At 60.0% G+C, this 12,131-nt stretch carries 11 protein-coding genes; 5 read left to right on the forward strand and 6 right to left on the reverse strand.

The features are described 5' to 3' along the window. Positions 1 to 39: 39 nt before the first annotated feature. The 3 genes from AC3WKX_RS09205 to AC3WKX_RS09215 are packed head-to-tail and all read left to right on the forward strand — an operon-like array spanning position 40 to position 4,966. Entirely contained in the window at positions 40 to 1,620 is a 1,581-nt protein-coding gene (locus tag AC3WKX_RS09205; protein ID WP_003207917.1) for an ABC transporter substrate-binding protein, read from the forward strand. 5 nt (positions 1,621 to 1,625) lie between these two features. Next, positions 1,626 to 3,131 carry an argininosuccinate lyase gene (gene argH, locus AC3WKX_RS09210; RefSeq protein WP_023659030.1) on the forward strand — a complete coding sequence of 502 codons (1,506 nt, stop codon included), beginning with the start codon at positions 1,626 to 1,628 and terminating at the stop codon, positions 3,129 to 3,131. Between the two features lie 11 nt (positions 3,132 to 3,142). Then, entirely contained in the window at positions 3,143 to 4,966 is a 1,824-nt protein-coding gene (locus AC3WKX_RS09215) for an ABC transporter ATP-binding protein (protein ID WP_003207919.1), read from the forward strand. A 44-nt stretch (positions 4,967 to 5,010) separates the two neighbouring features. On the opposite strand, the gene AC3WKX_RS09220 is transcribed toward AC3WKX_RS09215, so the two are convergent. The 6 genes from AC3WKX_RS09220 to AC3WKX_RS09245 form a co-directional block, all read right to left on the reverse strand. Continuing rightward, positions 5,011 to 5,307 carry a DUF3144 domain-containing protein gene (locus AC3WKX_RS09220; protein WP_003207921.1) on the reverse strand — a complete coding sequence of 99 codons (297 nt, stop codon included), beginning with the start codon at positions 5,305 to 5,307 and terminating at the stop codon, positions 5,011 to 5,013. An 82-nt stretch (positions 5,308 to 5,389) separates the two neighbouring features. After that, the gene (locus AC3WKX_RS09225; protein ID WP_102605055.1) at positions 5,390 to 6,682 is read right to left on the reverse strand and encodes a PQQ-dependent sugar dehydrogenase; all 1,293 of its coding nucleotides are present in this window, start codon (positions 6,680 to 6,682) and stop codon (positions 5,390 to 5,392) included. Beyond that, a complete protein-coding gene (locus tag AC3WKX_RS09230; RefSeq protein WP_003207924.1) occupies positions 6,679 to 7,107 on the reverse strand; it encodes a DUF2231 domain-containing protein in 429 nt (142 codons plus the stop codon). Before AC3WKX_RS09230 ends, AC3WKX_RS09225 begins: the two co-directional genes overlap by 4 nt. 123 nt (positions 7,108 to 7,230) lie before the next feature. Beyond that, a complete protein-coding gene (proP, locus tag AC3WKX_RS09235) occupies positions 7,231 to 8,733 on the reverse strand; it encodes a glycine betaine/L-proline transporter ProP (protein ID WP_003207926.1) in 1,503 nt (500 codons plus the stop codon). Positions 8,734 to 8,861: 128 nt separating this feature from the next. After that, positions 8,862 to 9,752, reverse strand: coding sequence for a bestrophin family protein (locus AC3WKX_RS09240; protein ID WP_087692921.1), 891 nt, complete (start codon positions 9,750 to 9,752; stop codon positions 8,862 to 8,864). An 86-nt stretch (positions 9,753 to 9,838) separates the two neighbouring features. Continuing rightward, positions 9,839 to 10,345 (reverse strand): GNAT family N-acetyltransferase, encoded by a 507-nt coding sequence (locus tag AC3WKX_RS09245; RefSeq protein ID WP_102605056.1) that lies wholly within the window; start codon positions 10,343 to 10,345, stop codon positions 9,839 to 9,841. A 101-nt stretch (positions 10,346 to 10,446) separates the two neighbouring features. On the opposite strand from AC3WKX_RS09245, the gene AC3WKX_RS09250 reads away from it, so the two are divergent. Together AC3WKX_RS09250 and AC3WKX_RS09255 are read left to right on the forward strand one after the other, a co-directional pair. Continuing rightward, positions 10,447 to 11,355 (forward strand): DHH family phosphoesterase, encoded by a 909-nt coding sequence (locus tag AC3WKX_RS09250; protein WP_102368488.1) that lies wholly within the window; start codon positions 10,447 to 10,449, stop codon positions 11,353 to 11,355. Between the two features lie 78 nt (positions 11,356 to 11,433). Beyond that, a complete protein-coding gene (locus AC3WKX_RS09255) occupies positions 11,434 to 12,129 on the forward strand; it encodes a tRNA (adenine(22)-N(1))-methyltransferase (RefSeq protein WP_102370233.1) in 696 nt (231 codons plus the stop codon). Positions 12,130 to 12,131: the final 2 nt, after the last annotated feature.

The raw sequence follows: 12,131 nt of genomic DNA on the forward strand, positions 1-12,131 counted from the left end.
GCCCTGTGTGTCCACCAGAATTATCAAGCGAGAAAGATTATGCGGCGTCTGAATTGCCTGGAAGTATTGATACGGAGTTTCGCGGTTGTCGGCATCCTTGGACTGTCGGCGGGCCTATCGTTTGTTGCCAACGCCAAAGACCTGAAGAAGCTGACATTCGTTCAAGGCGCTGATATCGATACCCTGGACCCAGCGATTTCGCGCAGTGTGCCTTCCTATAACGTGATTAATCACCTGTTTAATCGGTTGGTCGCATGGGACGGTCACGGGCATAACACGTTTGTAGCTGATTTGGCGCAGTCATGGTCAAGGTCCGAGGATGGACGGCAATGGATTTTTATCCTGAAACCGGGAATTACCTTTCATGACGGCACGGCGTTTGATGCTGCAGCGGTGAAGTTTAACCTGGACCGAATCATGAACCCCAAGCTCGGTTCTCCGCACCGGTCCTACTATGCGGATATAGCTTCGGTGGATGCGCTAGCGCCGAATGAGTTACGCATCACCACAAAAAATCCGTCACCCACAATGTTGGAGTTACTGGCAAAAGAATCTTCGTCAATCAGCAGTCCGGCCGCTGTCGTTAAATATGGACGGGCTTATGGGCACCATCCCGTCGGTACCGGGCCCTACGTATTTGATAGTTGGATACCCAACGACCAGGCCGTTATTCATAAGAACAACGCTTTTTATGGAACAACGGCAAAACCGGAAACCATCGTGTTCCGTCCGGTCAGGGAAGATTCTTCCCGAGTCATAGAGCTGCGAACGAACAATGCGGATATCGCGGCAAATTTATCGCCCGAGGCGGCTATTGAATTAAAGGAACTGAATAAATCCACCTTGCTGCGGGTACCCAGCACATTCCAGGTGTTCTTTGAAATGAACCTGACCAAACCGCCCTTTGATGACCCGCGCATACGGAGGGCGGTGAGTATGGCGATTGATCGCCAGGCATTGGTCGACAAAGTGTTGTTGGGATATGGAAAAGTACCCACTGGCCCATTTCCGGAGGGTACGCAAGCCCGACGTGAATTCCCTCCGGTGAAGTACGACCCTGATGCGGCAAGAAAAATAATTAACGAGGTATATCCAGGCGGTTATCCAGGCACCGTAGTTATATGGACCCCGGCGGGACGCTATACCAAAGATCGCCAGGTCTCGGAAGTTGTCCAAGGCTATCTTAACGCCGTGGGGCTGAAGACCGAGTTTAAGGTATGGGAATGGGCAACGTATCAAAAGAACTTGTATCGCCCCGAGCCGGGCAAGGGCACGGGCAAAGGTAGCAATGACGCAAACATGTGGTTACTGGGAACGGGCATATCTGACGCGGATATTCGTTTGCGTCGAAAGTTGTCCAGCGGCGACCCGCAGAATCTCACGGGTTACAGCAACCCTCAGGTAGACAAATTACTTCAGTTGGCCTCGCGTGAACTGGATGAAAAAACACGCATGTCCTATTACGGCCAGATTCAGCAGATTCTATGGGAACAAGACCCGGACAATCTGCCGCTGTTTGACCAGGAGCAAATAATTGGTGTGCGTAAAGCGTTGAATGGCCTGGATGTCGATTATGAAGGGACCATCGATTTGACGAATGTAGAACTTATTGAGCGGTGATTTAAATGTCGAATTTACATGCCAACGAAACACTGTTAACCGACGCTCGCCTGAGTGCTCCTCCCGCTGAACGCATGGTCAAGTACCATGATATTCCGGCACTTGAGACCGAGAAACGTCAGTTTCACGAGTTTGTCGAAGTGGACCTGGCGCACACCGTGATGCTGGTTGAACAGCAGATTCTTTCTGTGTCGGTCGGGCAAGCCATCCTCGCGGAGCTGCGGTTGATTCGGGACATGGTTCCCGCCGACTTCCCGTTTGATGTAAAGAAAGGCAGCTTCCTGCTTCAGGTTGAATCGTACCTTTTCTCCCGGATCGGCGAAGACTCGGCCGGGCAGATGCACACCGGCCGCAGCCGGATAGACCAAGGGGCAACGGTACGCCGCCTGTACGACCGCAAGCGCATCCTGGCGGTGCTGGACCGTATCAATGAGTTCCAGGTGGCGTTGATTCAGAAGGCCTCCACGCATTCGGGCACCATCATGCCCGGCTACACCCATATGCAGCATGCCCAGCCCTGGGTGTTCGGCCACTACCTTTTGAGTTTTACGTCGAGGCTGCACGACAGCTTCAGCCGCTTGATGCACGCTTACACCCGGGTCAATCGCAACCCCCTTGGTGCCGTCGGCCTGGCCGGCACGTCCTGGCCGCTGGACCGTGGGCGCACCACGCACCTGTTGGGGTTCGACAGCCTGGTAGAAAACTCCAAGCTGGGCCGCGAAGCATGGTACGCAGCAGAGACGATTGGCGCATTGTCCTTTGTCATGGCCGACCTGAACGACCTGGCAACCGACCTGCATATCTGGTCGAGCGTCGAATTTGGAACGGTGGAAAGCCACGACGGCTATTGCGGCACCAGCAGTATTTTCCCGCAGAAGAAAAACCCCAGCGGCTTGGAAACCATCAAGAAAGCTGCAGGTGGATCGGTGACCTGGCTCAGCACGGCCCTGGCCACTTTCCGGTCCGAAGGTACCGGCGACCAGGCGATGCGCGACCTGCCGTTGATCCATGATGCGTTGGCCACCACCGAAGGCATGCTGGACCTGTTTACCGGCATCATTGAAACCCTGGTGGTGCATGAGGACCGGATGACAGCCCTGCTCTCCGGGAGTTGGTGCACCGCCAGCAACCTCGCCGATGTGATCGTTCGGGACCGGGGCATCTCTTTCCGCCAGGTCCACCACATCGTGGCCCGCCTGGTGCGTAACTGCCTGTACGAGGGCGTGGCTCCTGCCGGGGTGACCGGCGCCGCACTGGATCAAGCCAGCGTGGAAACTGTCGGCTCAACCCTGGGCTACTCGGATGCCCAGGTCCGCGATGCTTTGAACCCGCGCCGTTTTGTCGAGACCCGCACTTCCGCGGGCGGCGTCGGCCCGGACGAGGTCCGGCGATTATTGTCGATCGCCCAGAACGAGCTGGAGCAGGACCGTGAGTGGGTTGCGCAGAGCCGGCGCAAGGTCGATCAATCCCGTGCCGACCTTGACGCGGCCATCTCGGCGATCGTCGATTAAAGGAGCGCCTCATGAACGAGAATTTGGTAGCCCGGGTGAAAAACCTGAGTGTCGGCTTCGGCACCAGAGGGCGCGAGACGCCGGTGGTGCGCGATGTGTCCTTCGAGGTGATGCGCGGTCAGACGCTGGCGATCGTGGGTGAGTCCGGCTCCGGCAAATCCGTCACCTCAATGGCGATGATGGGCCTGATCAAGCGCGCCGGCGGACGGGTGCTTTCGGGCTCGATGGAGCTGCAAACCAGGAATAACCAGATTGTCGACCTGGTGGCGGCGCCCGAGTCTGTCATGCGCACACTGCGGGGCTCGTCCATGTCGATGATCTTTCAGGAGCCCATGACTTCGCTGAATCCGGTCTTCAAGATCAGCGCGCAACTCATCGAAGGCATCTTGCTGCATCAGCGGTGCAGCCGTGCGCAAGCCGAAGCCCAGGCATTACGCATGCTGGACCTGGTGCGTATTCCGGATGCGAAGCAGGTCATGAACCGGTTTCCCCATGAGCTTTCCGGCGGCATGCGCCAACGGATCATGATTGCGATGTCGCTGGTCTGCGAGCCCACACTGCTGATCGCCGACGAGCCGACCACAGCGTTGGATGTGACGGTGCAGGCGCAGATCCTGCGGATTATCAAGGAGCTGCAAGATAGCCTGGCCATGGGCGTGATCTTTATCACCCACGATATGGGCGTGGTGGCGGAAGTCGCAGACCATGTGATGGTGATGAAGAAAGGCGAGACCGTTGAGCAAGGTCCGGCAAGGGCAGTGCTGCAGGAGCCCAAGCAGCCCTACACCCGGGCATTGCTGGCGGCTGTTCCAAAAATCGGCTCAATGCGTGGCACTCAACTCCCCGCAAAATTTGCCTTGATCGATGATGACGTCGCAGCGGGTGCAGAACCTGCGCCTGGCGTGGCCCCGGACTACCAGAGTCCGCCAGTGCTCAGAGTCGAGTCGTTGTCCATTCGGTACGACCTCAAAGGTGGTCTCCTCGGGAAGGTCCGGCGCCGTGTGCATGCCGTCGAAGGCATCGACTTTGATATCTACTCAGGTGAAACGCTGGCCCTGGTGGGCGAGTCCGGGTGCGGGAAATCCACCAGCGCTCGTGCGATTGCCGGGCTGATGCCGATACAGGGCGGGAATATCGTTTTCGGTGGCAAGAACCTTACGACGTTGAACAAGAGCGATATGAACTCGCTGCGCCGCGATATCCAGATGGTCTTCCAGGATCCCTATGCATCCCTGAACCCGCGTCTCACGATCGAGAACAGCCTGCTGGAGCCGCTGCATGTTCATGGCATTGCACATGGCGCGCAAGCACGAAAGCAGGTGCGAATATTGCTGGAGAAGGTGGGGCTGTCGGCGGAGCATGCACAACGCTATCCGCACGAGTTCTCGGGTGGGCAGCGACAGCGGATCTGCATCGCGCGGGCGCTGACTCTGTCTCCGAAGCTGATCATCGCCGATGAAGCCGTCTCGGCGCTGGACGTGTCCATTCAAGCCCAGGTGATTAATCTCCTGCAGGACCTGCAGCGCGAGATGGGCATTTCATTCCTGTTTATTTCCCATGACCTGGCGGTGGTCGAGCGGGTCAGCCACCGGGTGGGGGTGATGTACCACGGACGCATCGTTGAGATCGGGCCACGCCAGTCAGTGTTCGAGCAGCCTCAGCACCCTTACACCCAAAGGTTGCTGAGCGCGGTGCCCTCGGCGGACCTGAACGTGCCCAGAAAGCCGTTCAGCCTGATGGAGGAGAGCGTGCCCAGCAGGATTTACGAGGTGGGCTACAAGGCTCCGCCGATCAGTTACCGCGAGGTCGCCGCGGGCCACTTCGTTGCAATTTGAGCGCCGGGTATCACAGGTCGACACACCGCCCTGTGCGGGCGGGTTCAACTGCCCTTAACGAGCATGTACTTGCTGAAATTGTTGATGTGATCATCAAGATTATCCTCAAGCATCATCCGGTACTGATCACAGAAATACTTCAGCATCGCCTCACGGGCCTGGGCCATTTCTTCGCCGGATTTAAAGCTGCGTGCGCTGACCCAGGCATTGAAGCGTGTGGTGCCGAACATCATCGAGGCGCTGACTTTGCCCAGGTCGGCGAACGCCCTGAACTGCTCGTTGGACAGCTCGATGTGCGCGTCCGCGCGATCATAGAAGCCGTTGTCGGTGGTGTCTGGCATTGCGGTTACCTTCCTGTTCGTGAGTGCGGCGAAGGTACCGCCGCGCTCCACAGGAAGGCAACCACATCGGCCGCTTCAGGCTTTATTTATTGCGCGTCACCCTCCACACCGTGTTGGCCAGGTCATCGGCAATGATCAGCGCACCCTTCGGATCAACAGTGACCCCCACCGGCCGGCCGCGAGTCTTGCCATCGTCCCCGCGGAAACCCGTGGCGAAGTCCAGCGGCTCACCGGCAGGCCGGCCATTGCTGAACGGCACGAAGATCACCTTGTAGCCCACCGGATTGTCCCGGTTCCAGCTGCCGTGCTCGCCGACGAAGACGCCGTCGGCATATTTCTCGCCCATGGCCGGGATGGAAAAATCGACGCCCAGCGCGGCGACGTGGGAACCCAGGCTGTAATCCGGCTTGATCGCGGCGGCGACCTTGGCCGGGTTCTGCGGTTGGGCGCGGGTGTCGACGTTCTGGCCCCAATAGCTGTAGGGCCAGCCGTAGAACTCGCCTTCGCGCACCGAGGTCAGGTAATCCGGCACCAGGTCCGGCCCCAGTTCATCCCGCTCGTTGACCACCGCCCACACCTGCCCGGAGCCCGGTTGAATGGTCAATGCCGTCGGGTTGCGCAAGCCGGTTGCATAAGGCTTGTGGGCACCGGTGGCGGCGTCGATCTGCCAGACCATCGCCCGGTCGATCTCGACCTCCATGCCGCGTTCGGTGATGTTGCTGTTGGACCCGATGCCCACATACAGCGAGCGGCCGTCGGGGCTGATCGCCAGGGATTTGGTCCAGTGGTGATTGATCGCGGCGGGCAGCTCGGTGACGGTGGTGGGCGGGCCACCGGCCTTGGTCTGGCCGTCTTCGTAGTCGAAGCGCACCAGCGCATCCTGGTTCGCCACGTACAGCTTGCCGTCGGCAAAGGCCAGGCCGTAGGGCGCGTTGAGGTTTTCGGCGAACACGGTTTTCAACTCGTAGGTGCCGTCACCGTCGGCATCGCGCAGCAGGGTCAGGCGATTGCCGCCCTTGACCTTGGTGTTGCCCTCGGCCTTGATCACGCTGGCGATCACATCCTTGGGCTTGAGTTTCGCTGCGCTGCCGCCCCGGCCTTCGGCGACGAGAATGTCGCCGTTGGGCAGCACCAGGGTCTGGCGCGGGATCCGCAGGTCGGTGGCGATGGCCGTGATGCTGAAACCCTCGGGCACCGTAGGTTTCTGCTCGGCCCAGGCCACCGGTTCGGCGATCTTCATGCTGGGCAACAGGCCGCGCTGGGGTTCCGGCAGCTTGGGGTCGGGGCCGCGAGCCTGAGTGCTGTCGGCTTCGCCACCGCAGGCGCTCAACAACATCGCCATGCTTAAAACGGTCAGCGTGCTGGAAGGCTTCATTGGGCACCTCCCGAGCGCAGGTTGGTCAGCCCGACCCACGTGGTCACGCAGGCCAGCAGGGTCACGACGGCAGACAACACCAGGCCCGAAGGCATCACGGCCCAGGCATCCTTCGCATGCTCAAAGGCATTCACCAGGCCCAGCGCCCAGGTCACCAGCAACAGCAGGAAGTACACCGTGGGGCGCCCGGCCTTGCGGTCGGCACGCAGCAGGTTGACCAGTGCAAACAACCCCGCCAGCCCGCAGAACAGCAGGGCGCCGGCGATCAGCCAGGCGGCGAAGTTGCTCCATTGGATCTGGTAGGTCTGGTAGTAGGCAATGTCGCTCAGCAGGGCGCCGAGAAACAGCGGGACGGTACCGGCCAGCAAGGTCGCGTGAAGCGGACCAGGCGTGCAGCGGTAGGTGAGGGTGGTGGTGTCGGTCACGGGCGGCTCCTTATCGTTGAGCGGCCCTGATGAGGCTCATCAGGGCCGCGCTGACTGCGCTTAAGGAAGGAGCGTGCTGCTTGCGCGTTAGTTCACCCGCTATTCGTTTCCAAATATGTTGCGTCAGTTGATGCGTGGATGTTGCTGCACCAGGTTTTCACGCTTGGCTTCCAGCTCGGCGATTTGCGCGTCGATATCTTCGATCTTCTGCTCGATATTGTCTTCGTGCTCCTGCAGCAGCTCCTTGGCTTCCTCGATATCCGACGCCGCCGGTGCCGCACCGCGCAGGGGTTTATTGGCGGTTTCCTTCATGGTCAGGGCGGTGAAAAGCCCCAGCACGGCGAACACCATCAGGTAATAGGCCGGCATGTACAGGTTGTTGGTGGTCTCCACCAGCCAGGCCATGGCGGTTGGCGTGAGGCCGGCAATCAGGATCGAGATGTTGAAGGCGCTGGCCAGCGCGCTGTAGCGGATGTGGGTAGGGAACATCGCCGGCAGGGTGGACGCCATCACGCCGATAAAGAAGTTGAGCACCACCGCAATGATCAGCAGCCCCGAGAAAATCAGCCCGAGCTTGCCGCTGTTGATCAGCATGAACGCCGGAATGGCGAGAAAGAACAGCGCGATGCTGCCGAACAGAATGAAGGGTTTGCGCCCGATCTTGTCGCTGACAAAGCCAATCATCGGCTGCACGAACAACATGCCGACCATGATCGCGATGATGATCAACACGCCGTGGTTTTCGCTGTAGTGCAGGTTGTGCGACAGGTAGCTCGGCATGTAGGTGAGCAGCATGTAGTACGTGACGTTGGTCACCACCACCACGCCGACACAGGTCATCAGGCTGCGCCAGTGCTTGGTGGCGACTTCCTTGAACGAGACTTTCGGGCCGCCCGCCAGGCCTTCGCGGTCACCTTGTTCGAGTTGCTCCACGTGCTGTTGAAAGGCCGGTGTTTCTTCCAGGGCATGACGCAAGTAGAGCCCGATCATGCCCAGCGGCAGGGCGAGGAAGAACGGCAGGCGCCAGCCCCAGGACTGGAAGGCGTCTTCGCCGATTACCGCCGAAATCAACACCACCACGCCCGCGCCGAGCACGAAGCCGGCGATGGAGCCGAAGTCCAGCCAACTGCCGAGGAAGCCGCGCTTGCGGTCCGGGGCGTATTCGGCGACGAAGATCGAGGCACCGGTGTACTCACCGCCCACCGAGAAGCCCTGGGCCATCTTGGCCAGCAGCAACAGGATCGGCGCCCAGATGCCGATCGAGTCATAGGAGGGGATCAGTCCGATGGCGAAAGTGCTCAGGGACATGATCACGATGGTCGCCGCCAGGACCTTTTGCCGGCCGTATTTGTCCCCCAGCCGGCCAAAGAACAGGCCGCCCAGCGGGCGAATCAGGAACGGCACCGAGAAGGTCGCCAGGGCCGCGATCATCTGTACGCTGGGAGACGCTTCGGGGAAGAACACCTTGCCCAGCACATAGGCGACAAAGCCATACACCCCGAAGTCGAACCATTCCATGGCATTGCCCAGCGCAGCGGCGGTGATCGCCTTGCGCATCTTGGCGTCGTCGACGATGGTGATGTCATCCAATCCAATCGGATTGACGGTTTTCTTGCGTGATTTCATGGGAATACTCAGCCGCAGGTCCATTTCGATGCCACTGTTTTGGTGGCATGCGCTTAATGGGTCAGATACATGCGGACACTGAATAATTCACCACTGGCTGGATTTTTTTGTTAACGGCCCGGCAAGGATTAACTGATCCGCTCGCCCCCCAGGGAATCACGCTGCATCGACTGCAGGTTTTTCTCGATGGTTTCGCAAAGGGCTTCCATCTGGATCTGGTGCTCGCTGTCGCGGAACGGGCTTTGCAAATCGGTGCCGATGCGTTCGATGGCCAGCAGCATGAAGCCCACCACCGTGGACGCCAGCGGGGTGAACCAGCCCAGGGATTCCACCAGGCCCACCGGCACGATCAGGCAGAACAGCGAGATGAACAGCCGTGGGAAATACACGTAAGGGTAGGGCAGCGGCGTATTGGCGATGCGCTCCATGCCGCCCTGGCTGTTGGACAAATCCACCAGGGTCGACTCCAACCGTGCCAGGCGAATGCTGTCCAGGCGCCCGGCCTTGTATTCCTGGGCCAGCAGGGCTGCGGAGCCGTTGATGATGTCGTTGGAAAAGTTATTGGTACTGGTGCTGCGGGCGAACTCGTCGGCCGGCAGGAAGGCGCGGATTTCTTCCGGGCAAGGCTGGCCCCGCAAGTGCGCCGCCAGGCAGTTCACATACGCCACGTGACGGCGCAGCAAGGTCGCCTTTATCGGGTTGACCTCATTGTCCGGGTCATCCAGCAGCGTCAGCACTTGCCGGGCGAAGCTGCGGGAATTGTTGACCATCGCCCCCCACAACGTGCGTGCCTCCCACCAGCGGTTGTAGGCGCTGCTGTTGCGGAAACTGATCAGCACCACCAGCGCCGAGCCGAGCAGGGTGAGCGGCATCAGCGGCAGGTTGATCTTGCTGTTGAGGAACAGCATGAAGTCCACGGTGACGGCGATATCCCAGAGCAGCAGCCAGAACAGCGCCCAGCCTACATAGCCCATGGTCTTGATGATCAGGCGGTATTTTTTGATGATGGCAGCTTTCAAACGGAAACCTCGCGGCGAGCGGTAAACATCAATGCCCTAGCTCGGACGGTGTTTACCGGGTAAAGGTTCGCCGGCGGGTCGGCTCTTCAGGCCTGGAATGTCAGGACAAAGCGGTTTTCGCCCTGGGGCTTGCCGTCCGGTGCGGGCTGGTCGGGCACGAAACCGCAGCGGGTCAGGACTTTTTGTGAGCCCACATTCTCGGGGTACACGTACGCCACCAGTTGGGTCAGTGCCCAGCGCGCCTGTGCCTCGCGGATCAGATGGTTCAGCGCCAGGGTTGCCAGCCCTTGCCCGCACGAGCGCTCACCCACGCGGTAGCCGACTTCGGCAGAGCCCTTTGGCGAGTCGATGCTTTTCAGGTTGGCGCGACCGACGATTTCGCCGTTGGCGTCTTCGATCACGAACGGGTGCCATGTGCCGGTGGCCAGGCCTGATAGATAACCGTCAATATGCTCGGCGACGCCCTGCACCGAGTAAAACGATGGGTCGCGCGCCTCGATATGCGACTCGAACCAGTCACGGTTACGGGCTTCGAAGGCCAGCAATGCTTCAGTGTCCGTACTGCTCAGCTCGCGAACGCGAAATGACGTCATTGCTCGAATCTCCAGGGTTGTTCTGTCCATTTAGTCATGTTTTCGTCATAAAGGCGTGTGAAATTTGCCTGCCAAAAATATGAAATCATGGAGTTTTTCCGATGAGGGTAGTCACCTCCGGCTCGGCGTATCTGGACATCGATGCATACGCCTGCTGCATTGCGTATGCCGAGTTGTTGAATCGTCAGGGAATCGAGGCGCGTGCCGTCAGCAGTGCTCCACTGAATGCCAGCATCTCCAGGACCGTGCTCGGCTGGCTATCATCACTGGATGACTACCGACCCGGGCCCGGCGATGAGTTTGTGATGGTGGATATCTCGGACTTCCACCACTTCGACCCGGTGGTCGTGCTCGATCAGGTGGTGGAGGTGATTGACCATCACCCGGGGTTTGAAACCTATTGGGCGCAGAGGCTGGGAAGTGCCGCAGACATCCGTTTGATCGGTGCAGCAGCGACGCAGGTTTTCCTGCGTTGGGAAGCGGCCGGTTTGTTGCCGCTGATCAGTGAGCACAGTGCCGCGCTGCTGGCCACGGCAATCCTGGACAATACCCTGAATTTTACCGGGCAGTTGACCACCGCGGCGGATGTTCGGGCTTATGAAACCCTCGCGCTGCTGGCGAAACTCGCGGCAGACTGGCCTGAGCGGTATTTCTCCGAGTGCCAGGCCACTATCGAGTCAGACCTTGCAGGCGCGTTGGCGGGTGACCTGAAGTGGCTGAAAGCCGACAGCAACCTGCCGCAGGTTTTTGCGCAGATGACGGTGTGGGATGCCGGTGCGCTGATCCGAAAGCATCGCTCGACCATCGCTGATTGGCTGGCGGCGCAGGGGGAGGACTGGCTGGTGAATCTCATCAGTATCCGCGAGTGCAGAAGTTATTTCCTGGCTGAGCCCAAGGTCAGCCAGGAAAAACTGAGCCAGTTGCTTTCCATCGACTGGCAGGCTGGGATGGCGGTGCTGGATCGTTCGCTGTTGCGCAAGGAACTGGTAAGGCTGGCGGCCACTGATTGACGGCGTTCACCAAAGTGACGTTCCTCTTTGAAGAACCCGCAATACAATGGCCAGGGTATTACCGAAAAGGAACGGCAGTTGAACGAACACACATTGTCCATGCGCCTTGAGCGCGTGGCGACGCACGTCCCCGCCGGGGCGCGCCTGGCGGATATCGGCTCCGACCACGCCTACCTGCCGGTGGCATTGATGCGCCGCGGCGCCATCGTGGCGGCGGTGGCGGGCGAGGTGGCCCTGACGCCGTTTCGCGCAGCCGAGCGCACGGTGCGCGAGAACGAGCTGGAGCAACACATCACCGTACGCCTGGCCAGTGGCCTGGCGGCGATCGAGCCGGGAGACGGGATCACCGCGATCAGCATTTGCGGCATGGGCGGCGAGACCATCCGCGACATCCTCGACAGCGACAAGGCGCGCCTCAACGGCCGGGAGCGCCTGCTGCTGCAGCCCAACGGCGGCGAGCAACCGTTGCGCCAATGGCTGATGGAGAACGGCTACCGCATCGTGTGCGAAGAGCTGCTGCGGGAGAACCGATTCTTCTACGAAATCATCGTTGCCGAGCACGCCGGGCCTGTGACCTATACCGCCGAAGAACTGTACTTCGGCCCGCTGCAAATGCAGGCCCGCAGCCCGGAATTCCTGCTCAAGTGGCAGCGCATCCTGCGCCACAAACAGCAGACCCTGAGCGACTTCGCCCAGGCGCGGCAAGCGGTGCCCGAGGACAAGGTGCAAGAGGTCGCCCAGCAGGCGCGGTGGATCGCAGAACTGCTGGCGTGAGG

It is taken from the genome of Pseudomonas sp. GP01-A4 (genome assembly GCF_058780865.1).